This window comes from Salmonirosea aquatica (assembly GCF_009296315.1).
GTDB classification, from domain to species: Bacteria; Bacteroidota; Bacteroidia; order Cytophagales; family Spirosomataceae; genus Salmonirosea; species Salmonirosea aquatica.
In genome coordinates this window covers 980,098-1,004,084 of sequence record NZ_WHLY01000002.1, presented here as the reverse complement: position 1 = coordinate 1,004,084, position 23,987 = coordinate 980,098, and the positions used below count along the sequence as shown (strand labels likewise).

The following is a 23,987-nucleotide window of genomic DNA, read 5'->3' as shown; positions in this document are numbered from 1 at the left end:
TGCCTCATTTGCTATTCAGCGCATATCGTCGGAATTTTACCAAAATAAAAGCGATTCCCTATGTTTAAAAATAAAATTGTCCGGTGGAGTACCCTGATTATGATCGTAGCCATTCTGGCCTACTTCTTCACCGAAACTTTTCAGCCTGCGGTGGAGGATACGGCTACGGCACAGATGGAAAAAATACCCGACGAACAATACGCCGCTAAACTCCAGCAACAAAGAAACGAAAAAGAAGAGTTCTTTCGGACGTCCGAAGAGTCGCCCGTGGAAGACAAAAAACTTTTTACCGGGCTCGACTACTATGCACCCGACCAGGATTATCGGGTCATGGCGCAGCTCACGCCCTACGATGGTGCCGACAAAGAACTTAAGCTACCTTACACGGATGGTACCACAGCCGTGTACGAGCGCATGGCTTACGCCGATTTTACGGTGAAGGGGGTACCTCAGCGGTTGCTGCTGTTAAAAAATGAAGGTACCATTTCTGTCCTTTTCCGTGATGCAACCTCCGGCATGGAAACCTACGGCGGAGGGCGCTATCTGGATATTCCGGCAGAAGAAGTGAAGGGAAACAAGCTCATCCTGGATTTTAATGATGCCTATAATCCTTACTGTGCCTACGCCCCGAATTATGCCTGTCCGCTGCCTCCCGCCGAAAACACCCTGACGGCGGCAATCGAGGCAGGGGAAAAATTTAACGCAGAAAAGCACTAATTTTGCGCACCGAATTGCTAACAGCTAGTGGCCGGTGGCCGGTAGCCATTTTTTTTACTGCATGAAAATCTCGTACAAGTGGCTCAAAGGGCTGCTCGATATAAAAGAAAGTCCGGAGGATATTGGCAATCTGTTGACGGATACGGGGCTGGAAGTGGAAGGCATCGAGGAGGTCGAAACCGTAAAGGGAGGCTTGCGTGGTGTGGTGATCGGTCAGGTACTGACCTGTGAAAAACATCCCGATGCGGACAAACTAAGCCTGACCACGGTGGATGTAGGGGGCGAGGTACCCCTGTCCATCGTGTGTGGGGCGCCCAATGTGGCCGCCGGGCAAAAAGTGGTCGTGGCTACCGTAGGTACCACGCTGCACCCTGCGGGGAGCGATCAGCCCCTGGTTATGAAAAAAGCCAAAATACGGGGTGCTGTTTCGGAGGGGATGATTTGCGCCGAAGATGAACTGGGACTGGGTACCTCTCATGCGGGAATTCTGGTACTGGATACGGATGTACCCAATGGTACCCCCGCCGCCGACTACTTTGGGATTGAGTCGGACTACGTGTTCGAGATCGGCCTGACGCCCAACCGGGCCGATGCTGCTTCGCACTACGGCGTGGCCCGCGACCTGAAAGCGGTGCTGGGCCGGGAAATACATCTACCCTCCGTGGAATCCTTTTCCGTTGAGTCTCACGATCTGCCAATTGAGGTACGGGTTGAAAACTCCGAAGCCGCGCCTCGCTACTGCGGCATTACAGTAAGTGGGCTTATTGTGGCTGAGTCGCCGGAGTGGTTACGGCAGCGGCTGGAAGCCATCGGAATACGGCCCATCAACAATGTGGTGGATGTCACCAATTACGTGTGTCACGAACTGGGCCAGCCGCTACACGCTTTCGATGCGGCGGCGATTAAAGGCAGTCAGGTAGTGGTGAAAACGCTGCCTACCGGAACTCCATTCGTGACACTCGACGATCAGGTACGTACCCTATCGAACGAAGATCTGATGATTTGTAATGCCGAAGACCCTATGTGCATCGCGGGTGTTTTCGGAGGTAAAAAATCGGGAGTAACGGTCGAAACGAAGGCAATATTTCTGGAATCGGCTTACTTTTCCCCAACCTGGATCCGGCGGACGGCTCAACGCTTTGGCCTGAAAACGGATGCATCGTTCCGCTTTGAACGGGGGACGGACCCAAATATGCCACTGTATGCGCTCAAGCGGGCGGCATTGCTGCTCCGCGAAATCGCGGGCGGACGGGTGTCTTCCGAGGTGATAGATCTGTATCCGCAACCCGTGGAAGATTTTAGGGTGCCCGTGAAATATCGGAATATTGACCGATTGATTGGCAAGGTGTTAGATCGCTCTTTGATCCAATCTATTCTGGAGAGCCTGGATATTCGACTTGAGACCCAGGATGAGGTTGGTTTTTTGGCCGTGGTACCTCCCTACCGGGTGGATGTTCAACGCGAAGCCGATGTAATTGAGGAGATTCTGCGGATCTATGGCTTTGGCAATGTAGAGCTTTCACCCGCTTTGGGCGCGGATTTCTTGTCTGACTTCCCGCTCAATGATCCCGAAAGACTACGCCTCCGGTGCACGGAAATACTGGCGGCCAACGGATTTTATGAGATCATCAACAATTCACTGACTAAGCCGGGTGGGCAGGCGTTGCTGGCAGAGGAACTCAGTGGCGACCCCGTACCGGTGCTCAACTATTTGAGTGAGGATTTGTCGGTGATGCGCCAAACCATGTTGTTTACCGGACTGGAGACGCTGGCTTACAATGTGAACCGGCGGCAAAGCAACTTAAAGCTTTTCGAATTCGGGAAAACCTACCACAAAATCAACGGGAAGTACGTTGAAAAAGAACATTTATCCGTTTTTATGACGGGCGATGTACAAGCCGAAAGCTGGTTGGAAAAAAGCAGGCCGGTGCAGTTTCATGATTTGGCTGGGCAGGTGAGCCGGATTCTGGCCGTGATGCGGGTAAGTGTAGGCGAAACATTAACTTTGAGTACGAAGGTGTTCCAGTCGGGCGTAGCGTTGAGTTTGAATAAAAAGAATCTGGTGAATATGGGGCTCGTGCAGCCCACTTTGACCAGAAGTGTGGGCTTGAAAGCCCCGGTTTGGTGGGCCGATTTCGACTGGGATTATATCCTCAGGCAATACGGTCAGGGAGTGCAGTTTCAGGAAGTGTCCAAATTTCCCGAGGTACGTCGTGACTTATCGCTGGTGTTGGATAAAGCTATAAGTTTCGATTCACTGCGGCAGGTAGCTTACCGCACTGAGCGGCAGTTGCTGCAGGAGGTGAATGTGTTTGATGTGTATGAGGGCGAATCGTTGGCAGGTAAGAAAGCCTATGCACTGAGCTTTATCCTGCAGGACCCCCGCCAAACGCTGACCGACAAAGTAATTGATAAAACCATGCAACGCCTGATGGCTTCTTTCGAGAAGGAGTTAGGCGCCATTATCCGAAAGTAACCCTGTACGATGCCCGTTTATCCGATTCATAGTTTAAATGTAAAGTTGAACAACGTCAGGGAGAAGCTAAAACACCTGATTGCCATCAAGAACAAGCAAAAGTGGGATTTGCTGAAGCTTGAACGGGAAAATACTGAACTCCGGGCTGCCAATAAGCAGCTGGAGGACGAGTTAAAACAAATCCGGAAAAAGTACAGTTTAGTACAAAAAGATTTTAATAAATCTAAAAATTTCGCTAAGATTGTCAGTAATAAGCTGACACCCACAGACGGTTTAGCCGAACTGAAAGATTCAGTAGAACGATATATAGTTGAGATTGATAAGTGCATAGAAATACTTGAGGACACCCTGTAATGGATGATATCAGACCCAAATCGTATTCGACGGTATTCATCAAGATCATGGACAAGGGCTTCAACCTCAGTGTGCCCACTGAGCAGGAGTCGATGTACCGTGAAGGATATGAAGTTTTTATGCACAAAATAAAGTTGCACGAAGCTAAGGGCCACGGCCCTCTCGAAGCCGTCGCCCTGTCATCGGTGGACTGCATGGTGGCCCTACAAAGGGCGCAGGACCAGCTCAATAAACTTATAGCTGCCCTCGAAGACCGGATGGATGACCTGGATTCTACCATTTCTGAAGCCCTTGTAGGTTTGTAAAACTATTCTCAGAACAATCGTTTCATTGGAGCCATTTCGTGCATAAATTGCCTGTATAGGGTAGGTCAGCAGTCGTAAACCACCTAGTTAACAGGAATGAGTCATGCCACAATATGTATGGATGCTAATTGCCATTGCCAGTGCCCTGGCAGTCGGTTTTTTTATCGCTAAAACGCTCTTTCAAAAGTCTTCCGCCAAAATAGAGCAGGAAGCACAGGCCAGAGCTGCCGAAATTCTTCGCAATGCCGAACTGAGTGCTGAAAATGTTAAGAAAGACCGGATTTTAGAAGCTAAAGAAAAGTACCTGCGATTAAAGGAGGAATTTGAGGAAGAAGCCAATAAGAAGCGGGGTATCCTGCAATCCAACGAGCAGAAGCTTAAACAGCGCGAGCAAAACATCTCGCAGCTGATGGAGCAGAACAAGCGCCGCGAAAACGAACTGGAAGCCCAGAAAAACGCTCTTGCCCAGCAAACAGAAACTGCTACCAAGCGCCGGGAAGAAGCCGAGCGCATGCTGAACCAGCAAGTGACCCAGTTGGAAAAAATTGCCAATCTCACCGCCGCAGAAGCACGCGATCAACTCGTAGAGGCACTGCGCGCTGAAGCCGAAACTAGGGCCGCTTCCCACATAAAAAATGTGATGGAGGAGTCGCGATTGACCGCTACCAAAGAGGCGAAGAAAATCGTGATCGAAACCATCCAGCGGACAGCGGCCGAACATGCCATTGAGAACTGTGTTTCCGTTTTCAATATCGAAAATGACGACATCAAAGGGAAGATCATTGGTCGGGAAGGCCGGAACATCCGTGCTTTAGAAGCTGCCACGGGCGTGGAAATTATTGTGGATGATACCCCGGAGGCCATCGTAATTTCGGGCTTCGATCCGGTACGCCGGGAAATTGCGCGGTTGTCGCTGCACCGTCTGGTTCAGGATGGCCGTATTCACCCCGCCCGCATCGAGGAGGTGGTGGCCAAAACCCGTAAGAATATCGAGGATGAGATTATCGAAATCGGCGAACGTACGGTTATCGATATGGGCGTTCACGGCCTACACCCCGAATTGGTGAAGATGATTGGCCGGATGCGATTCCGGTCGTCATACGGGCAAAATCTATTGCAGCACTCCCGCGAAGTGGCCAAGTTATGCGCAACCATGGCCTCGGAACTGGGACTGAATGCGAAACTAGCCAAGCGGGCGGGACTTCTGCACGATATTGGGAAAGTATGGCACGAAGAGTCAGATATGCCACACGCCTTGCTAGGCATGGAACTTGCCAAGAAATACAAAGAACATCCCGAAGTCTGTAATGCGATTGGGGCGCACCATGACGAAATCGAAAAAACCAGCATCATTTCGCCCATCATTCAGGTATGCGATGCAATCTCGGGTTCACGGCCGGGCGCCCGGCGTGAGATGATGGAATCGTACATTAAGCGCCTGCGTGACCTGGAAAATCTGGCGACTTCATTTGAGGGAGTGGAAAAATGCTACGCTATTCAGGCCGGACGCGAAATACGGGTAATAGTGGATGCCGAAAATGTGACCGATGAGAAAGCCAGCCTGCTTTCATTCGATATTTCGCAAAAAATAGAGAAGGAGATGCAGTATCCCGGCCAGATCAAAATCACCGTTATCCGCGAGATGCGTTCCGTGGCCTATGCCCGATAAGCCATACCTTTAACCCTGGAAACCCATGGCCTAACTCTTCGGGCCATGGGTTTTTATGGGTAGCCCACTTACCCATAACCAATGTCAACCAGTTCAAAAGTCATCCTGATTACCGGTGCTTCTTCAGGTATTGGCCACAGCGCGGCCGAATACCTTTCAGGCTTGGGGTACCGCGTATTCGGATCTAGCCGAACTCAGCCGCAGGAGGCACATTTTGAATGGGTATGCATGGATGTTACAAGTGAAGACTCGGTGCGGGAAGCGGTGGAGGAAGTACTGGAACGCGCAGGCAGACTCGACGTACTGATCAATAATGCCGGTTTGGGGATTGTGGGTCCGCTCGAAGAGACCACCGACGAACTAATTTATCAGGTGTTCAATACCAACGTAATGGGAGCTTTGCGTATTTGTCGTAGGGTCATTCCTATTTTTCGTAAGCAGGGACACGGCCTGATCCTGAATATCAGTTCGATTGCGGCAGAAATTGGTTTGCCTTTCCGGGGAATATACAGTGCCACCAAGGCCTCTCTGGATGCTCTGACGGAATCCTTAAGTATGGAATTGAAAGAGTTCAATATCCATGTGTGCAGCCTCTTGCCTGGTGACATTGCAACCAGCATCAATCAGAACCGACTCGTGGCAAGTCTACAGAAAAATTCGGTATATGCTCACAATTTTGCCAAGGTACACCGTCAGATCAAAGAAGAGGTGAGTAATGCCGACAAGCCTATTGTCATCGCCAAAGCGATCGCCCGGATTATTGAGACCCCTAGTCCCCGCCTTCATTACACCGTGGGACCTATACTACAGAAAACTGCTATCTGGCTACGAATTCTTTTACCACAGCGGTTTTTCGAACGCCTTCTGATGCTGTTTTATGGCATGTAATGCCAAACCATTTCATTCGCCCGGTTGTTAGACTAGGGTACATTTTCCTTCTTTTACCATTCATACATGAATTATCCTGATCTGACTGCGAAGCAGCGAAAGACTATTGATACGTTGGGCGAGCTGAAATCGGCGGGCTATCGTCCCAAAACCATTAAACAGGAACTCCGAGACAATTTAATTGAAAAAATCCGCCGGAAAGAAGAAGTATTTCCTGGCATCTGGGGCTATGAAGACACTGTGATTCCCGATGTGGAGCGCGCCATACTATCGATGCACAACATCAATTTGCTGGGTTTACGCGGACAGGCCAAAACCCGGATTGCCCGGATGATGGTCAACCTGCTCGATGAGTATATTCCCTACATTCCGGGTACTGACCTGAATGACGATCCCCTGGCCCCCTTGTCCCGGGTAGCCAAGGATATTGTAGAAGAAAAGGGAGATAGCACGCCTGTGGCCTGGATGCACCGCTCCGAACGCTATACCGAAAAACTGGCTACTCCCGATGTGTCGGTGGCCGACCTGATCGGGGATGTGGACCCGATCAAGGCTGCTACTCTTAAGCTACCCTATTCCGACGAACGCGTCATTCACTTTGGGCTGATTCCGCGTTCGCATCGGGGAATTTTTGTTATCAACGAATTGCCTGATCTGCAGGCTCGCATCCAGGTAGCTTTGTTCAATATTCTGCAGGAAGGTGATATCCAGATTCGCGGCTTCAAACTGCGGCTGCCACTGGACATCCAGTTTGTGTTCACGGCTAACCCTGAGGATTATACCAACCGGGGTAGCATCGTGACGCCTCTGAAAGACCGGATTGACAGCCAGATTGTAACGCACTATCCTAAAAGCCTGGAAACGGGCCAGAAGATCACCGAACAGGAAGCGCACGTGAAGCCGGAGCAAAAGGGTATGGTGCGTACGAACCAACTTGTGAAGACTCTGATCGAGCAGATCGCCTTTGAGGCACGCGAGAGCGAGTACGTGGATAGTAAGAGTGGGGTTTCGGCGCGGATGACGATTTCGGCCTATGAAAGTTTACTGAGTGCAGCCGAACGTCGGGCGTTGCTCAACAGCGAAAAAGATACCTACGTTCGCATTTCTGATTTATACGGGGTAGTGCCTGCCATCTGTGGCAAGGTCGAGCTGGTGTACGAAGGGGAAGTAGAGGGGCCTGTTATTGTGGCGCAGAATCTGATTGGCAAAGCGATCCGTACCCAATTCCTGAATTTTTTCCCTAATCCTGAAAAAGCAAAGAAATCGAAGCGGAATCCATTTGCCAAAATCACCGACTGGTTTGGAGCCAATAATGAAATGGATCTGATGAGTGATATGACCAATCGCGAGTATGAGGCGCGTCTAAAAACTATCGAAGGACTTGACGATTTTGTAGATGAATTTACCGCGCGCCTGCCAAAAGAAGAAAAACTCTTTATGATGGAGTTTGCCCTGCACGGGATGGCTGAGTACTCGCTCATTGGGAAACAGGCTCTTGACAAAGGTACCCATTTCAAGGATTTGGTGAGTAGCATGTTCTCCGGGCCGGGAGCAGAAGATGACGACGATGACACTTATGGCTTTGACTTCGATGACGACGATGATGATGATAACGGAAAGCCATTTTGACTCGCATTCCAAACATTTAGAGAGTTTAGCCCTCACATTTTAGGGAATTGTCATTTATTAATTCTCTAACCACTAGTACCTCAAGCAGCAATGCCCCGCTCGGTCGAGCGGGGCATTGCTGCTTGAGGTACCTTCAAATACGGAATCTGAAAGCCAGTAATGAAAAAAAATTATTCGGGCGAGCCTTCGTCCACTATGTTAGGTTCGCTAGTGTCTACCAGTACTTCGGGGTCTCCACTTACCTTGGCTTTAATTTTATTTTCCAGTTCTTCCATCAGTTCGGGATTGTCCTTGATCAGGGACTTGACCGCGTCACGGCCTTGACCCAGGCGATTCCCATCATAACTAAACCAGGAACCTGATTTTTTGACGATATCCAGTTCAACGGCCAGGTCGATAATTTCACCGGCCTTGGAAATTCCCTCACCGTACATGATATCGAACTCAATCACTTTGAAAGGAGGAGCCAGTTTGTTTTTGACCACTTTCACACGGGTACGGTTCCCCAGGATATTATCGGCGCTCTCCTTAATCTGACCCACGCGCCGGATGTCGAGACGAACGGAGCAGTAGTATTTCAGGGCATTACCCCCCGTAGTGGTTTCGGGATTGCCAAACATAACCCCAATCTTTTCACGCAGCTGGTTGATGAAGATGCAGCAGCAACCCGTTTTGCTGATGACACCGGTAAGCTTACGTAAAGCCTGCGACATCAGACGCGCCTGGAGGCCCATCTTGCTGTCACCCATTTCGCCTTCCAACTCGGCACGGGGCACGAGAGCAGCCACGGAGTCGATCACGATAATGTCCAAGGCACCGCTACTAATCAGATGCTCAGTAATTTCAAGAGCCTGCTCGCCGCTATCGGGCTGCGAAATAAGTAGATTTTTGGTATCGATTCCCAGTTTTTCGGCATAGGAACGGTCGAAGGCATGTTCGGCATCCACAATAGCAGCAAGGCCGCCTTTCTTCTGGGCTTCAGCAATGCAATGCATCGCCAGGGTAGTCTTTCCTGACGATTCAGGACCATAAATTTCGACCACGCGACCGCGGGGCATACCGCCGATTCCCAAAGCCAAATCCAGACCCAGCGAGCCGGTTGAAATAGTGGGGATATCCAAAACCTTGCTATCGCTAAGGCGCATTACGGTACCTTTCCCGTAGGTTTTGTCTAATTTCTCGAGTGTCGTTTGCAGGGCCTTAAGTTTGCTGTCTGCGTCAACTGCTTGTGCCATAAAGGAAGTTTGAAAATTTTGTTTGAAACATAAAAAAGGCGGTCGAATGTACGTCCCAACCGCTTCCGCATTGTATTGAATTGAAGTGTAAATATATATTTAATTATTGACATAGCCAATTCATTCTTGTATTATAATCAATACTTTTTTTATGCCTATGCAAGACCCTCTGAATTACTATTTCAGCGGTTCCTGACCTTCTGCATTTTGCCGATATTTTATTGATTGTAGCCAACAGAATGTCCTGCTTCGCACGAAAAAAGGCCAGAATTAGACTCAAGCATACCGCTTTACGCATAATCGCTAGCCACCTGTTTTCCTATGGAATTAAGGATCAGGTACCTTACTATTTTTGTATATTTCTGCTGTATGATATGAGGCAGGTGGGAACGCTGCAATCGGGCTAGCGCCTACATGCCAGGCTGTATTCTGCCAAACTGGGGATGTGAGAGCTAGGGAGATAGGGCAGAAGGCCGCTAAACGTACCCCCTCCTATAAAAACTGGGAATTGAACATAGTCAAGATCAACGCCTGGGCTTTGCGTATAAATAAATTATTCAAAAAAGAACACCAGTTTCCTGGAAACTGATTATGCTCATCTCTTATGCGATTTCAGGCCTCTATTTTTGTCAAAAAAATATTCGCCTTCAATTGTCTTTTTTATGGAAATCTTCTTGTTCTTCGTTGCCCACTGGTACCTTTCTCTGCTTATGCAGACTTTTTTTCTGCATCGCTACGCCGCGCACAAAATGTTTACGATGAGTCCGGTCTGGGAAAAGTTTTTCTATACCCTTACTTGGATTTTTCAGGGATCATCGTTTCTGAGCCCTTACGCGTACGGGGTCATGCACCGGCTGCACCATGCCTATGCCGACACCGAAGAAGACCCCCATTCGCCGGGTTTCTCGAGTAGCGTAGTGGACATGATGTGGAAAACCAAAAACTACTACAACACCATTTTGAATCATCAGGATACTATTGAGCCGAAATTTAAAAGAGGGGTACCTCACTGGGCGTTTATGGAGCGGCTGGGCGACTCCTGGGTTTCGCGTTTAGGCTGGGGGGTACTTTACACACTTTTTTACATACATTTTGCCACGGCCTGGTGGATGTTCCTGTTGCTGCCTATTCACTACCTGATGGGCCCCGTGCATGGCGTGATTATCAATTGGTACGCCCACCGATATGGTTACGTGAATTTCAAGGTGGACGATACGGCGAAGAATCTGATACCCTTCGATTTCCTGATGATGGGCGAGTCCTACCACAACAACCACCACAAGTTCGGCGGCCGGGCCAATTTTGGCATCAAATGGCATGAATTCGATCCTACCTACCCGCTCATCAGGCTATTAAACGCACTACACGTGATCAAGCTGAAAGCCAATAACGACTTGAAATACATGTAAAAGCAGTTCTTGGAAAGTCGATTTACTGCCTGGCCTTTGCCCGATTAATGCGCACCAGCTGCATGAATTGGCAAGGCTTTTTTGTGTAGGTTTTGGGCAAAGCAGAAATGATCCTACATTTGACCGGCCAACCGCCTTTCAGATTTTTCGGGCGGGTGATTTTAAACTTACTGCTTCGAATATGCTCAAAACCATTGCCTGGGGGACCTTACTGGTACTCATTCTTGTAGGCTTGTTTTATCGTAATGAAATCCGCTATGGCTGGTGGCAGGCTTCGGGGCAAATCCACATTCTCAGGAACGTCCAGGATGTGGAGGAAGTCATGGCTGATCCAGCCTTCCCCGATTCGCTCAAACGGCGCATCGCGTTAATTCAGGAAATTAAAAAGTTCGGCGTGGATTCGCTGGGGCTCAATCCTTCGAAAAACTATACGACATTCTACAATCAGCACGGTAAGCCCATTCTGTGGGTCGTGACGGCATCGGAGCGGTACAAACTGGCCGCCAAAGAATGGAAGTTTCCGCTGGTGGGTACCTTTCCCTACAAGGGGTTTTTTGAGGAGGAAAAAGCCAATCAGCAGGAGGCTGAACTGATTCAGGCGGGGTACGACACGGACATTAATGAAGTGTCGGCCTGGTCGACGCTAGGGTACCTTAAGGACCCCATTTTATCCAGCATGTTGTACCGTTCTCAGGGTAGCCTGACGAACCTGATTTTACACGAATTGACCCACGGAACGCTTTTTGTGAAAAACAATCTGGAATTGAACGAGAACCTGGCGAGCTTCGTTGGCGATTGGGGAGCGATCCGTTTTCTTACCTACAAATACGGTCCGGAATCAGAAGAATTGAAAAAATACGAATTCTCCAAAAAGTACAACGATGCCTATTCGCAGCATATCTTGCGGGGAGGTCGGCAACTGGATAGTTTGTATGCCACGTTCAGGGATCAGAAAGTGGAAGTACGGAAGGATACCCTTAAAAGGAATCTGATTCGACAGATCGTTTCCTCGGCCGATACACTACTGGCTGGTCAGGTGACGTTCAGTAAGAAAGCCGATAGCACGGAAACCAAACTGCCGAATAATGCGTATTTTATAGGGTATCAGACCTATAAGTCGAAGCAGAACACATTTCGAAAAGAGTTTGAGCAAAAATTTGGCGGGGATTTTAAAAAGTACATGAAGTATCTGAAAGATAAGTACCCATCCCTGTAAGAAAGCCCTTCACAGCTATGAAAATTAGGGAACTATGAAACACAAACAGCTAATCATCTTAATCTTTGCAGGCCTGGCGCTGGGCGTAACCGCCTTCCGGATGAAGGACACCTACCGTCAGGTTCCCAATAGTAGTTTTGGTACCGGCGAACGCATCGAGTACCGCGTGCATTACGGATTCATCAATGCGGCGGAAGCGAAAGTGGAGGTGGCCAATTCTTTAGTGAGGGTCAACAATCGTCCCTGCTACCGCGTGAACGTCACGGGCCGCACCGTAGGAGCTTTTGATCTGGTGTCGCGGGTGCGTGACCAATGGCGGTCCTACATCGACACGTCGGCTATTTTGCCGCAGATGTTCCAACAGAATATTGAAGAGAACAAGTACCGGAAACAGGAAACGCTGACTTTCAACCACGGTAGCGACGTAGTGTACCTGGACGACAAGGAAGAAAAAAAGTCATTCAAGGTACCTGATAATGTCCATGACGTGATCAGCGGCTACTATTTTCTGCGTACCATGAATTTTGACCGCCTGAGCGAAGGTCAGTTGATTGAGGTACCTACCTTTTTCTCAGGCGAGGTGTACCCCATGCGAGTACGGTACCGGGGTAAGGACGTAATCAAGACGAAGTTCGGGAAAATTCGGGTCATCAAGCTCAACCCGGTCATGCCTAATAACAAGCTGTTTAAAGGCGATGATTCGGTTCGTATATGGGTGTCCGACGACGAAAACAAGGTACCCGTAAAAGTGGAAGTGGATTTGTGGATCGGGGCTTTGGAAATGGATTTGAAGTCGTTTAAAGGCTTACGTAACGACTTTACCTGGATGTAGAGAAGGGATAAGCTTGTGAAATTTTAATTCGTCCGCTATTGCTACGTGGCGTCAATGGCGGAATGTTCTGAAAAGCAACTTTCGTATGTTCTGAAGCTGCCTGAATGGAAAAGGCAGCTTGTTTTTTTTCAGGGAAATGAAGGTCTGCTGACTGGCACCGAAGCTTTGGTAGAACTGAGCAATACTAGGTACCTCAGGACTTTCAAAATCAAAGGCTTCTATCCGTCCGGCTTTTTCCTGAAAGTAACGATCCAATAAAAAAGTCCGGGCATTGCCCTTGCGCCCTACCGCATCGGCCGCATTGAAAATGTAGATTCCCATTCCTTTATTTTCCAGAATCATGATGCCCGCGTGAATCTTGCCGTGTCGATAGGTATACCGGATGAGTGCTACTTTCTTTTCCTGCAAAAGTTGGATCAGAGTTCGTAATAGTACGTAAGCACTTTCGTGTATACCTTGAATCTGGATAGCGTGATTTTCTTTGAAAAGCTGGATCAGCGGTTCGATATCGTCTGATTCAACCCATTCCCAAAGATACTTCCTGGATTTTTTTAGATTTTTTGTCCGATCAACTGTGTACTCACTGGCTAGATCGACATAGGATTTTTCCAGATTCAGCCAATGGGTTGTTTTTTCCAGTACCTCGAAATCTGGGCAGGTAGGTAGGAGCCGGCGAAGGGCCACCGTATGGCAAGGGTGAAAATCATATACCGAAATATAGGGAAAATGCCGGCCAAGGCTTCTGAGAAAAAACTCTACTTGACTTTCCGAAACCTCTTCTCTTGAAAATAATCCCAGATACTGACAGAACAACGGCTGCTGCACGAGGGCCATGCCCCACTTCGTGCGAACAGGGAGCGGCATTACAGTTCTATACTTACAATGAGGGATAAGTTGATGAACAGAATTGAGGGCGCTATCTACCGTCAACTTTCCACTATCAACTAGTACAAGGGCCTGCCAATGGGGAGAAACGCAGTCAAGGTACCAGGTGTAAGCGTACACTACAGAATGTCGGGCCTCGTCAATCAGTGCATTCCAGGCCCGGTCATCGATTTGATCACGTTTCAGCAGAATCGGCTTATTCACCTATTTGAAGTAGCTGCGGAGTTTTTGCACCGTTTCATCTACGTCCGGGTCGGAGCCCATCAGCTCGTTGATGCTCTGGATGGAGTGAATTACCGTGCTATGGTCGCGTCCCCCAAAGTGGTAGCCGATGGATTTGAGAGGCAGGTCAGTATATTCCTTGGCCAGAAACATGGCCAGCTGGCGCGGGTACACACTTTCTTTCTTGCGGCTTTTACTTTTCATATCGGCCACGGTTATTTCAAAATGGTCGGCCACCACTTCCTGAATGGTATCGATGGTCACTTCCTTTTCTTCATTCAGGACAATGTTTCTGAGCGTATTCTTGGCCAGTTCCACGTCGATCTCCCGGCGCGTCAGCGAAGCCTGGGCCATCAGGGAAATGATAACACCTTCCAGTTCACGTACGTTGGAATTCACGCTGTGGGCCACGTATTCGATCACATCATTCTCGATGAAAATGCCCTCGGCCTGTAATTTTTTCTGAATAATGGCAATCCGGGTTTCGAAATCAGGAGTTTGCAGATCGGCGGTCAGACCCCACTTGAAGCGCGACAGCAGGCGGTCCTGCAGGCCCTGAAGTTCGCGGGGAGGACGGTCGCTGGTCATGATGATCTGCTTGCCGAGCTGGTGCAGGTGATTGAATATATGAAAGAAAGTATCCTGCGTTTTTTCTTTACCCGACAGAAACTGCACGTCATCGATTACAAGGACATCCACTTTCATGTAGAAATCCGTGAAATCCTGCAACACATTATTTCGGATCGAATTGATGAACTGGTTGGTGAATTTCTCGGACGAAACGTACATCACCACCTTCTCATTGAAATGGTTGCGGATGTAGTTGCCGATCGCCTGCACGAGGTGGGTCTTGCCCAGCCCGACGCCTCCGTACACCATCAGCGGATTAAAGGAAGTCAGGCCAGGGCGTTGCGCTACCGCGAAGCCCGCCGAACGGGCCAGTCGGTTGCAGTCACCCTCGATGAAGTTGTCGAACGAATAATTCTGGTTGAGGTAAGTGTCAAGCTGGAGCGAATCCTGATCCTTGGGTGGGGTTGAATTAAGCCTTGGATCGGTCTGGAAATTATCCGGTCTTGAATTCTGAGGGTTTTTGGTAGTCGGTACATTGACTGTCAAGGGCTGGTGACGCTCCGTGCCGGGATCTACAATAATCGAGTATTCCAGCATACCATCACGCCCGATGGCGTAATCGAGTGCATCGCGCAGCAAATGAACAAAATTATCTTCCAGCCACTCATAAAAGAACTGACTCGGCACCTGAATGGTAAGCACCTTCCCGCTTAGGCGCAGGGGACGGATCGGCTCAAACCATGTTTGGAAGCTCTGATCCGGGATATTCTCCTGAATGATCCGAAGGCACTTGTTCCATACAATGTCCACTTCGCGCGGAGGAGCAACTCTTTCCAAGGTGAAACTTAGCTGATCTGGTGTCATGTTCAATTTCGGGGGAGGCAAAGATAGCAAAATGATCCCGTGTGCTGCCTAAAATTTGTTCCTGAAATTACCATTGAAATAATCATAAATCAAGCCGCTTGATAAAACTAAAGGAATAGTACAATCCCCGAAAAGGACAATTGGAAATCGGCCTACCCGGCAATAAAAAAAATGTAATACCAAATTCGTAGATTTGCTTGGATGCGAAAAATCATCCTGTTTTTTAATCAATTTTTTTTGTATGGAGCCCTCCTTTTTATCGGAATTTTCAGCATTGCCTAAGAATAGTTGGCAACAGAAGCTCGAAGAAGAATTGAAAGGCCGCTCCTTTGCCGAGGTACAGCATGAGGTTGCCAATCATCTGACGATGGCACCTTATTACGTGGCCGCTGACCTAGCTGGCTACGCGGTTTATAAGGAAATACAGGCTTGCCAACGGCAAACGCCCGGCTGGCTTACCCTACCGGTGATTGATTTCGAGGTTCCTAATGAAGTCAATCAGCGCATCAGAAATCAGTTGCAACAGGGTGCGGATGGGATTTGGCTGGATTGCGGTAGTACGCCGCTGAGCCATCTGGAACTGACTAAAACCCTGCACACAGTCCGATTGACTGATACGCCCGTTTTTCTGGATAGTCCGGAGGCTGCTCCTGCAATCATTAGTGAATTGACGCAGGGATCAAGCTACTACCTGAAAGGTGGCGTCGTTTACGATCCGGTAGCAGATTGGATGCGAACCGGACAGAATTTTTCAACGGCTTTTGATGGGATTGCTCAGGGAATGGCTTTAACGAAAGCCATGCGCGAGTTCCGATCTTATAAGGTTGAAAGTCATATTTTCCACGAAGCCGGGGCCGATGTGGTGCAGGAACTGGCATACACGCTGGCTTCTTTTGTTACGTACCTGGATCAATTGACCGAACGGGGCGTTTCGCCGCTACTGGCGGCCAACCGATTTGTTTTCGCTATTTCGGTGGGTACTGACTACCTGACCGAAATCGCAAAGCTGCGGGCGTTAAGATACCTGTACCAAAAAGTTACCCGCGCCTATGGCCTGCCCGACGAACTTTGCCAGGCATACATTCAAGGACAAAGTTCACGGTTGTACCAATCGGCTCATTCTTCGCATACCAATATTGTCCGGCAAACGGCCGAAGCCATGAGCGCGGTAATGGGAGGCTGCGACGCGCTTAGCATTTTGCCTTACGATGCTGCTTTCGCTGAGCCTTCCGAATTTTCGGAGCGTATGGCTCGGAATATTTCTTTGGTGTTAAAAAACGAAAGTTACCTAGATAAGGTAGCCGATCCGGCAGCGGGTTCCTATTACCTAGAAATCTTGACGGCCCGGTTGGCTGGGGAAGCTTGGGCAATTTTTTTGGAAATAGAGTCAAAAGGGGGCTTGCCGAAGGCATTTGAACAGAACTTCATTCAGCAGGCAATCGAGCATTCCTGGAATCAAAAAGTGGCCGAATTTCAAAACGGACGCGTGATGGTAGGGGTAAATAAATTTCAGGAAAAAAATGAAGAGGTACCCCTGTCGGTGAAAATAAGAGCGCAAAATGTTACGCCCCATTGGGAATACGGTTTACTGAAAGCAAGAACGTTGGTTGAGGTTGCAGGTACCTATGAGCAATAAAGTATGAAGCCGAACTTTGAGAAAATAACTAATCCTGAACTGAAGCGGAGCCAGGGTGCCGATTCTACTAAACCGTATCCGACTTCGGAAGGTATCAAACTGAAAGCCAACTACGGAGCGGAAGATTTGACCGATGCCGGGCATTTGGATTTTGGAGCCGGGGTACCTCCCTACCTGCGTGGGCCCTACGCCAGCATGTACGTACAGCGGCCCTGGACCATCCGGCAGTATGCGGGCTTCTCGACCGCCGAAGAATCCAATGCTTTCTACCGCCGTAACCTGGCCGCCGGGCAAAAAGGCCTTTCCGTGGCCTTCGATCTGGCGACGCATCGAGGCTACGATTCGGATCATCCGCGCGTGGTGGGCGATGTGGGTAAAGCGGGGGTGGCCATTGATTCGGTGGAGGATATGAAAATCCTGTTCGACCAGATTCCGCTCGACCAGATGTCGGTATCCATGACCATGAACGGGGCGGTGATTCCGGTGATGGCATTTTTCATCGTGGCCGCCCAGGAACAGGGGGTACCTTTGGAAAAACTTTCGGGTACTATTCAGAATGATATTCTGAAAGAATTCATGGTGCGCAATACCTACATCTACCCGCCCGCGCCCTCCATGCGGATCATCGGGGATATATTTGCGTACACGGCGCAGCACATGCCCAGATTTAACTCCATCAGTATCAGTGGTTACCACATGCACGAGGCGGGTGCTCCCGCCCATCTGGAGCTTGCCTACACCCTGGCCGATGGCTGGGAGTACCTGCGCACCGGGTTGGGGGCAGGGTTGGACATCGATGGTTTCGCGCCGCGGATTTCATTCTTCTGGGGCATCGGGATGAACCATTTCATGGAAATAGCCAAACTGCGGGCGGGAAGGGTACTTTGGGCCAAAATTGTAAAAAAACTCGGTGCCAAAGATGACAAATCCATGGCACTGCGGACACACTGCCAGACGAGTGGATACAGCCTAACTGAGCAGGACCCATTTAACAACATAGCTCGTACGGTGATTGAGGCTACAGCGGCGGTGCTGGGCCACACGCAGTCGTTGCACACCAATTCACTGGATGAGGCGATGGCCTTACCTACCGACTTTTCGGCCCGGATTGCCCGGAACACACAGCTTTTTCTACAATACGAAACCGATATTTGTCATGCTGTGGACCCGTGGGGAGGCTCTTACTATCTGGAGTACCTTACTCACGAATTAATTGAAAAAGCCTGGGCCCTGATCGAAGAAGTGGAAAGTCTGGGAGGCATGGCGAAAGCCATCGAAACCGGACTTCCCAAAATGCGCATCGAAGAAGCTGCGGCCCGCAAACAGGCCCGCATCGATTCGGGAAAGCAAATCATCGTGGGCGTCAATAAGTATCAGACTGATAGCCAACAGGACATTGACGTACTGGACATTGATAATAAAGCCGTCCGTGAGTCGCAGATTATCAGGCTGAATGAAATAAAAAGCACCCGAAACCAAACAAGGGTAGAAGGTACCCTGGCGGCTCTGACTGTTGCCTGCCGTGAGGAGGGAGGCATGGACATGCGCAGTAATTTGCTGGCCCTGGCCGTTGAAGCCGCACGCGAACGAGCCACTCTGGGCGAAATCTCCGATGCCATGGAGCAAGTTTTTGGTCGATATAAAGCTACCATAAGATCCATATCCGGCGTGTATAAATCCGAAGTATCCGACGATGAAAATTTTAAATTAGCCCGGGAAATGGCCGATCGATTTGCCGAACTCGACGGTCGCCGCCCCCGTATCTTGGTAGCCAAAATGGGCCAGGACGGTCACGACCGGGGCGCCAAAGTCATCGCCACCAGTTTTGCCGACCTCGGTTTCGATGTCGATGTAGGTCCGCTGTTCCAGACGCCAGAAGAAGTTGCCCGCCAGGCCATTGAGAACGACGTGCACGTGGTAGGCGCATCGAGCCTGGCCGCCGGTCATAAGACGCTGGTACCCCAACTGATTGAAGAACTACGAAAACTGGGGCGCGAGGACATTATGGTAATCGCCGGTGGCGTCATTCCGGCACAGGACTACCAGTTTTTGCATCAAGCGGGCGTTAAGGGAATATTTGGGCCCGGTACGGTCATTTCTATTGCGGCGCAAAAGATCTTATCGGACTTGATGGGGGAGGGGAATTAGGATAATGTAAGAATTCCTATAATCCCGCTTCCCGCTGAAATCCGCGTACCAGGGTAGTATATTCATTCACCATTTGCCGTTCCGTGGGTGCGTCCCAGCCCAATTCCCCCGCCATTAAGTCGCAGACGGTCGGCAGACAGGCCAGGGTAGCGTCCCAATCCGTAATTTCCATGCGAATGCGACGAGCCAAAAAGTCGCGGGGGGTAGCGGCCATTTCGTAGCGAGCGGCAAAAACTACCTCAGCTTTGAGGTAGGGTAGGTTGGGAAGTAGGCGGTCGGCCAGGGTAGCATCGGTCTTGATGAGTCCAACCACCCTTTCGGCCCGCGATCCGTATTTCAGAATCAGGTGTTTGCAAGTATCTTCGCCTAAATCATATTCCTGTTGAATAGTTTTCCAGGCATCGTAATTGAAATTTTCGCCACCCGCCAGCAGGTGATCAGCGGTCAGGCAGGGATTGTTTTGTTCTAGTAGCTCTTCCACTTTATCCACAGCATCTTTAGCCATGAGACGGTAGGTGGTCCATTTTCCTCCCAACAGGCTCACCAGGTTAGATTTACTATCGTGCTCCACCTCATGGTCACGGGTAAGGCCTTTCGTAGACTTGGTAGGATCGGCAGCCAACAAAGGACGCAACCCACCAAATCCCGCTTTGATGTCACCGGATTCGGGGTCTTTTTTCAGGTAGGGCCGAAGGGTATCCAGCAAAAAATTAACTTCACTTTGCTCCAGAACGGGTTCGTTCTCAACATTACGGTACTCGGTATCGGTGGTACCTACCACAAGTTGACCTTCAAATGGGATGGCGAACACTACCCGGCCATCGCTGGTTTTGGGAATCAGCATGGCATCGGTGCTGTTCAGGGTTTCATAGGGTAGTACCACGTGCACGCCCTTGCTGGGCCGCATCCGATTGGGTAGTGTCGGGTTGGCCAGTAGCCGGATACGGTCGGCAAACGTACCGGTACAGTTCACAAACACCTTTGCTTTGATTGAGAAGGTTTGGTGCGTAAAGGCGTCTTCCACCGAACAGGCGGAGAGTTTGCCAACCGGGTCTTTCAGAAAACCGAGCACTTCCACGTAATTGGCCACAGCTACCCCTTGCTCATGGGCTGACTGCACGAGCGCCAGACAATAGCGAGCGTCGTCGTGCTGGCCGTCGTAATACAGTACCGCACTATGGAGCTTGTCTTTATCTAGAGTAGGCATTCGGCTCAATACCTCTTTTTTTGAGAGCCATCGGCCCTTGGGTAGGGTATCGTCATTGGCAAACCAGTCGTACATTTTCAAGCCAATGCTGTAGTACACTCCTTCAATCCACGAAAAAACCGGCGTTAGTAAGGCTAGAGGGCGGGCCAGATGCGGGGCGTTTTTTATCACGATGTGCCGTTCCTCCAGGCCGTGTCGGACTTGCTTCAGTTGCGCAAAATCAAGTTTGGTAAAGGCTTGCTCAAGGTAGCGGACTCCTCCATGTATGAGTTTAGTGGAGCGGGAGGAGGTTTCGGAGGCAAAATCCTTTTTATCAATCAACGCGACCCGGTAGCCTCGCAGGGCGGCATCCAGCGCACAACCTGCTCCACTCGCGCCTCCGCCAATGATACAGATATCGAAATTTTCAGATTGCAGACGGGAAAGGTTGTCGGCGCGGTTCATGGGCATGTACGATAGAGAAGGAAGTCGGATCTCCACAAAACTAGCACGTTTTGAACGGAGAAAAAACCATTCGTCCCAGCCAATGCAGGTTTTTAGCTACCCTACAGGTCTACCATAGACTCGGGCACATTTTTACGGAGTTTGCCCAACGCCCGTTGAATCAGATTACGCACGGTTTGTTCCTTAATAGCCAGTTGCGTGGCTACTTCCCGAACCGAATTGTTTCGGTAGTACCTCAGCATTACTACCTCGTGTTCCCGCTTGGAAAGGGTACCCAGAGATTCGGACAACCATCGGCCACTGTGGTCAGATGACTCCTCTCGAATCCAGTGACTTTCGCAACACTCCGTCCATGCCTGAGACTCATGGGTTTCATCCAATCCGTACGTAGAGTTTTTTGATAGCAGGTGAATGCGTCGCCGTAAGGATCGGCACAGGTAATACCGAACTGATACGTTATCAGCCAGATTTTTCCGCATCCGCCACAGATCCAGGTACAGGTCATGGATAGCATCCTGAATCACCATGCGATCTGCCCCCAACCTCTGCCCATACCGATGCAAAGTAGGGAAGTAAGCTTCGTACAGCCATGTGAAAGCCTGGAGATTGCTCTGCTTAAACTCCTGCCAAATAAAACTCTCATCCGGTAATGGGTCAGCGTATAGGTGCGAAGCGGCCAAAATGGTTTGGGGTATAATTTAGTAGCTATATAAAGGAATGCTCATTTTCTAATCCAGACTTTCACTTCTGGGAAGTGATTTTCTCTCCGAGAAAATTTAAAAGTAAAAATAACTTTTAATAGACTAAGAAAAAACAGAAATGCAAAAAAAAGTAAAAATAGTAATGAAATGGGAGCAGAGGCAGAATCGGAACCTAACCAATCAGTTCCTTGCTATTGGGCGTCAGATTCAGGAAACTGGTGAATTTTTCGCGGTATCGCGCTTCGTCCAGCTGATAAAAGTAGGCGCCTTTTTTTGAGCTGGACCTGTCCTTTTCCCAAAGTTTGACCAGCAGACCGGAAGCCAGAATCATGCGGCGGAAATTGCCTTTGTCGAGCTGGGTTTCAAAGATGGCATCGTACAAAAGACGGAGTTGGGTAAGTGTGAATTTCTTGGGAAGCAACTCAAATCCAATCGGATGCAGGGCCGCTTTGTACTTCAATTTGGCCTTGGCGTAATCGACCATTTGCTTGTGATCGAAAAGGAGATCGGGTAGGTGCGAAATAGAAAACCAGCGGGCTTCGTATTCGTGCGTGATCTGATGCTCGTAATTATGGATGTTGATCAGGGCAAAGTAGGTAACTGAGATGGTACGTTCGACCGGATCGCGGGTAACATCGCTGAAAACCTTGAGTTCTTCGAGGTATACATCGGTCATCCCGGTGAGCTTGACCAGAATACGCTTCGCTGCCTGATCCAGCGTTTCTTTTTCTTCCAAAAGCCCTCCCATCAGAGCCCATTGACCTTTTCCGGGTTCAATGTGGCGCTTTACCAACAGGGATTGAAGCCCGTTCTCATCGTACCCGAATACGATGCAGTCAATGGCTACCAGAATACGATCGCCATGTGTGTAGCGATAGGTGGAGGTGGGAGAGGAAAATTGTAAATTAGTCACTTCAATTGCTGCCCGTCTGTTTTTACGGTAAAGTCATAAGTTAGTTGATTCTTACTTCATCTGGACTACAATTTCTGGTTGATACCCTGATATTTAGTTTTTCAAAGTCGGTATTCACAGGGCTGGCTTATAGAAAAGAAGAGGGTGATTTCTGATTGTTGTGGGGCTTTAGCTAGGTACCCTAGCCGGGCTTTGTGGGAATATGAACTCACCTTTGATAACAAGTAGGGCTACTTTTTTCAAGTATTATCTGACATATAGTACCTCCTTCCAGAAGACTGAAAATTGTACTTTCATAAGGGTAACCATACGATTAGGAATACTTTTTTTAACTAAATCATCACCTTGAAACTGTAAATCCCCTTACTGATGAAAAAAATCCTGCTCCTGACCGACTTTTCTGAAACTTCCCGCAAGGCCATTGATTTTGCACTGCAATTGTACAAAGGAATAGCCTGTGAGTTTACCGTACTCAATTGCTATATCGAATTGCCTCTATCCAACGACCAGGTCGATGAGGTAGTTGACCATAATGCCCAATCCCGTATCAACGAATATGTTGACGCGTTGAAACAAAAGAATTCTGATGGGGATTTTTCATTCCGAGGCACCGCTATTGGGGGTAACCTGGCCGTGGCGGTAACAGGAATCTACGAAAAGGTACCTTTTGATGCAGTAGTGGTAGGTGCAAGCGGGACCGGCAGCAGTGTGCGCCTGGGTAGTGTAGCCACCGAAATCATCCGGGCGGCCAGGTACCCTGTCCTGGTAGTTCCGTCTTCGGTACCGGTCAAACCTGTTCAGAGGATAGTAGTAGCCATCGACTATCAAAACTTCCGCATGCCTGAGGTACTTGCACCCGTTAGGGAACTGATGAAGAGCGGAATGTCGGGGTTAGTTTTTCTTAGTATTTTGGACCCGGATTCTTCGGATTCAGAAGTAGATAGCCAGGAAAAAAGGCTTTTAAATGAGTATTTTCTAGGGTATAATCCACAACACCACTATACCAAAAATGACTCGCCCGCTGCTGGAATTGAAGCCTTCATTTCCAGCCATGAAACCGACCTACTGGTAACGGTTTCGCACCACCACAGTTTGTGGGACGTACTGCTGAACCGAAGTACAAGCCGAATACTTGCCTACGATGCTCAGGTACCCTTGCTGGTACTATCTGAAACCGTTCCTGATCCGACGGATGAATTGCCTTCACCTGATTGGAATGTCATACTGTAATACTCAACTACCATGAAAAAGGACACAACGAGCCATCTTAGGCACTTTGAAAGCATGCTTTGGCAAAACGAGCTCGAATACAACCGCCGTGAACTTGCGATTTTCGAGAGTTACCTTTTAAACAAAGGAGCATGCATACAGCCCTACAAACTGACTGATTTGATGAGTCAACTCCATCAATACCTGCAATCAGTCGATAAATTGTTGGATGAAATCAGACCTGAAACCCGGGTAATGCCTCTTGCTGCGAACGGGGATATTTCTAAAGGTAGGAAGACAGAGTGCGCGCAGTGGCATATTCGGGAAGAGATGTTTTACTTCGAGCAAAGCTACCGCCAGTTCAGGCATAGGTTCTGCTCCTTTGCGGAGGGACTGGAGGTAGCGTAAATAATGGCCTTCGCAAAGTGACGGTATGATTGTTTTACGTCTATACGTTG

At 49.2% G+C, this 23,987-nt stretch carries 20 protein-coding genes; 14 read left to right on the top strand and 6 right to left on the bottom strand.

Annotation, left to right across the window (positions count from 1 at the left end; all coding sequences use genetic code 11):
- The first annotated feature begins 60 nt into the window (after window positions 1–60).
- The 7 genes from GBK04_RS05315 to GBK04_RS05285 all read left to right on the top strand — a co-directional run bounded on the left by GBK04_RS05315 (window position 61) and on the right by GBK04_RS05285 (window position 8,038).
- Complete coding sequence (locus GBK04_RS05315; protein ID WP_152757531.1) at window positions 61–717, top strand: DUF1684 domain-containing protein; 657 nt, start codon at window positions 61–63, stop codon at window positions 715–717.
- Between the two features lie 61 nt (window positions 718–778).
- Window positions 779–3,193: a phenylalanine--tRNA ligase subunit beta gene (gene pheT, locus GBK04_RS05310; RefSeq protein ID WP_152757529.1), complete on the top strand. Its 2,415-nt coding sequence runs from the start codon at window positions 779–781 to the stop codon at window positions 3,191–3,193.
- 9 nt (window positions 3,194–3,202) lie between these two features.
- A complete protein-coding gene (locus GBK04_RS05305) occupies window positions 3,203–3,547 on the top strand; it encodes a hypothetical protein (RefSeq protein WP_152757527.1) in 345 nt (114 codons plus the stop codon).
- Complete coding sequence (locus GBK04_RS05300; RefSeq protein WP_152757525.1) at window positions 3,547–3,852, top strand: cell division protein ZapA; 306 nt, start codon at window positions 3,547–3,549, stop codon at window positions 3,850–3,852. Before GBK04_RS05305 ends, GBK04_RS05300 begins: the two co-directional genes overlap by 1 nt.
- A gap of 103 nt (window positions 3,853–3,955) precedes the next feature.
- Entirely contained in the window at window positions 3,956–5,521 is a 1,566-nt protein-coding gene (gene rny / locus GBK04_RS05295) for a ribonuclease Y (protein ID WP_152757523.1), read from the top strand.
- Between the two features lie 81 nt (window positions 5,522–5,602).
- Window positions 5,603–6,409, top strand: coding sequence for an SDR family oxidoreductase (locus tag GBK04_RS05290; RefSeq protein ID WP_152757521.1), 807 nt, complete (start codon window positions 5,603–5,605; stop codon window positions 6,407–6,409).
- A 66-nt stretch (window positions 6,410–6,475) separates the two neighbouring features.
- Window positions 6,476–8,038: a P-loop NTPase family protein gene (locus GBK04_RS05285; RefSeq protein WP_152757519.1), complete on the top strand. Its 1,563-nt coding sequence runs from the start codon at window positions 6,476–6,478 to the stop codon at window positions 8,036–8,038.
- 170 nt (window positions 8,039–8,208) lie between these two features.
- Here GBK04_RS05285 and recA read toward each other — a convergent pair whose 3' ends face one another.
- On the bottom strand, window positions 8,209–9,273 hold the full coding sequence (gene recA, locus GBK04_RS05280) for a recombinase RecA (RefSeq protein ID WP_152757517.1): 1,065 nt from the start codon (window positions 9,271–9,273) through the stop codon (window positions 8,209–8,211).
- Window positions 9,274–9,935: 662 nt separating this feature from the next.
- Between recA and GBK04_RS05275 the strand changes: the two genes are divergently transcribed.
- The 3 genes from GBK04_RS05275 to GBK04_RS05265 all read left to right on the top strand — a co-directional run bounded on the left by GBK04_RS05275 (window position 9,936) and on the right by GBK04_RS05265 (window position 12,730).
- Entirely contained in the window at window positions 9,936–10,682 is a 747-nt protein-coding gene (locus GBK04_RS05275) for an acyl-CoA desaturase (RefSeq protein WP_152757515.1), read from the top strand.
- Window positions 10,683–10,863: 181 nt separating this feature from the next.
- On the top strand, window positions 10,864–11,898 hold the full coding sequence (locus tag GBK04_RS05270) for an aminopeptidase (RefSeq protein ID WP_152757513.1): 1,035 nt from the start codon (window positions 10,864–10,866) through the stop codon (window positions 11,896–11,898).
- 34 nt (window positions 11,899–11,932) lie between these two features.
- The gene (locus GBK04_RS05265) at window positions 11,933–12,730 is read left to right on the top strand and encodes a DUF3108 domain-containing protein (protein ID WP_152757511.1); all 798 of its coding nucleotides are present in this window, start codon (window positions 11,933–11,935) and stop codon (window positions 12,728–12,730) included.
- A 51-nt stretch (window positions 12,731–12,781) separates the two neighbouring features.
- On the opposite strand, the gene GBK04_RS05260 is transcribed toward GBK04_RS05265, so the two are convergent.
- Together GBK04_RS05260 and dnaA are read right to left on the bottom strand one after the other, a co-directional pair.
- Window positions 12,782–13,594 carry a GNAT family N-acetyltransferase gene (locus tag GBK04_RS05260; protein WP_152757509.1) on the bottom strand — a complete coding sequence of 271 codons (813 nt, stop codon included), beginning with the start codon at window positions 13,592–13,594 and terminating at the stop codon, window positions 12,782–12,784.
- A gap of 225 nt (window positions 13,595–13,819) precedes the next feature.
- Window positions 13,820–15,271, bottom strand: a complete 1,452-nt coding sequence (gene dnaA / locus GBK04_RS05255; RefSeq protein ID WP_152757507.1) for a chromosomal replication initiator protein DnaA — start codon at window positions 15,269–15,271, stop codon at window positions 13,820–13,822.
- 274 nt (window positions 15,272–15,545) lie between these two features.
- Here dnaA and GBK04_RS05250 point away from each other — a divergent pair, with 274 nt between their 5' ends.
- Window positions 15,546–16,907 (top strand): methylmalonyl-CoA mutase family protein, encoded by a 1,362-nt coding sequence (locus GBK04_RS05250; protein ID WP_373330730.1) that lies wholly within the window; start codon window positions 15,546–15,548, stop codon window positions 16,905–16,907.
- Between the two features lie 3 nt (window positions 16,908–16,910).
- On the top strand, window positions 16,911–19,055 hold the full coding sequence (gene scpA, locus GBK04_RS05245) for a methylmalonyl-CoA mutase (RefSeq protein WP_152757503.1): 2,145 nt from the start codon (window positions 16,911–16,913) through the stop codon (window positions 19,053–19,055).
- Between the two features lie 16 nt (window positions 19,056–19,071).
- Here the strand turns inward: scpA and GBK04_RS05240 are convergent, their stop codons facing one another.
- From GBK04_RS05240 to GBK04_RS05230, 3 genes are all read right to left on the bottom strand, one after another.
- Window positions 19,072–20,712 carry a glycerol-3-phosphate dehydrogenase/oxidase gene (locus tag GBK04_RS05240; protein ID WP_373330729.1) on the bottom strand — a complete coding sequence of 547 codons (1,641 nt, stop codon included), beginning with the start codon at window positions 20,710–20,712 and terminating at the stop codon, window positions 19,072–19,074.
- Window positions 20,713–20,807: 95 nt separating this feature from the next.
- Complete coding sequence (locus tag GBK04_RS05235) at window positions 20,808–21,386, bottom strand: RNA polymerase sigma factor (RefSeq protein WP_152757501.1); 579 nt, start codon at window positions 21,384–21,386, stop codon at window positions 20,808–20,810.
- 193 nt (window positions 21,387–21,579) lie between these two features.
- Complete coding sequence (locus GBK04_RS05230) at window positions 21,580–22,320, bottom strand: NUDIX hydrolase (protein WP_373330728.1); 741 nt, start codon at window positions 22,318–22,320, stop codon at window positions 21,580–21,582.
- A gap of 369 nt (window positions 22,321–22,689) precedes the next feature.
- Between GBK04_RS05230 and GBK04_RS05225 the strand changes: the two genes are divergently transcribed.
- The gene (locus GBK04_RS05225; protein ID WP_152757499.1) at window positions 22,690–23,550 is read left to right on the top strand and encodes a universal stress protein; all 861 of its coding nucleotides are present in this window, start codon (window positions 22,690–22,692) and stop codon (window positions 23,548–23,550) included.
- A 12-nt stretch (window positions 23,551–23,562) separates the two neighbouring features.
- The gene (locus GBK04_RS05220) at window positions 23,563–23,937 is read left to right on the top strand and encodes a hypothetical protein (protein ID WP_152757497.1); all 375 of its coding nucleotides are present in this window, start codon (window positions 23,563–23,565) and stop codon (window positions 23,935–23,937) included.
- Window positions 23,938–23,987: the final 50 nt, after the last annotated feature.

Bases quoted from the DNA above. Each gene is read 5' to 3' on its own strand.
- GBK04_RS05315 (WP_152757531.1), top strand. From the start codon at position 61: ATGTTTAAAAATAAAATTGTCCGGTGGAGTACCCTGATTATGATCGTA.
- pheT (WP_152757529.1), top strand. From the start codon at position 779: ATGAAAATCTCGTACAAGTGGCTCAAAGGGCTGCTCGATATAAAAGAA.
- GBK04_RS05305 (WP_152757527.1), top strand. From the start codon at position 3,203: ATGCCCGTTTATCCGATTCATAGTTTAAATGTAAAGTTGAACAACGTC.
- GBK04_RS05300 (WP_152757525.1), top strand. From the start codon at position 3,547: ATGGATGATATCAGACCCAAATCGTATTCGACGGTATTCATCAAGATC.
- rny (WP_152757523.1), top strand. From the start codon at position 3,956: ATGCCACAATATGTATGGATGCTAATTGCCATTGCCAGTGCCCTGGCA.
- GBK04_RS05290 (WP_152757521.1), top strand. From the start codon at position 5,603: ATGTCAACCAGTTCAAAAGTCATCCTGATTACCGGTGCTTCTTCAGGT.
- GBK04_RS05285 (WP_152757519.1), top strand. From the start codon at position 6,476: ATGAATTATCCTGATCTGACTGCGAAGCAGCGAAAGACTATTGATACG.
- recA (WP_152757517.1), bottom strand. From the start codon at position 9,273: ATGGCACAAGCAGTTGACGCAGACAGCAAACTTAAGGCCCTGCAAACG.
- GBK04_RS05275 (WP_152757515.1), top strand. From the start codon at position 9,936: ATGGAAATCTTCTTGTTCTTCGTTGCCCACTGGTACCTTTCTCTGCTT.
- GBK04_RS05270 (WP_152757513.1), top strand. From the start codon at position 10,864: ATGCTCAAAACCATTGCCTGGGGGACCTTACTGGTACTCATTCTTGTA.
- GBK04_RS05265 (WP_152757511.1), top strand. From the start codon at position 11,933: ATGAAACACAAACAGCTAATCATCTTAATCTTTGCAGGCCTGGCGCTG.
- GBK04_RS05260 (WP_152757509.1), bottom strand. From the start codon at position 13,594: ATGCCGCTCCCTGTTCGCACGAAGTGGGGCATGGCCCTCGTGCAGCAG.
- dnaA (WP_152757507.1), bottom strand. From the start codon at position 15,271: ATGACACCAGATCAGCTAAGTTTCACCTTGGAAAGAGTTGCTCCTCCG.
- scpA (WP_152757503.1), top strand. From the start codon at position 16,911: ATGAAGCCGAACTTTGAGAAAATAACTAATCCTGAACTGAAGCGGAGC.
- GBK04_RS05240 (WP_373330729.1), bottom strand. From the start codon at position 20,712: ATGCCCATGAACCGCGCCGACAACCTTTCCCGTCTGCAATCTGAAAAT.
- GBK04_RS05225 (WP_152757499.1), top strand. From the start codon at position 22,690: ATGAAAAAAATCCTGCTCCTGACCGACTTTTCTGAAACTTCCCGCAAG.
- GBK04_RS05220 (WP_152757497.1), top strand. From the start codon at position 23,563: ATGAAAAAGGACACAACGAGCCATCTTAGGCACTTTGAAAGCATGCTT.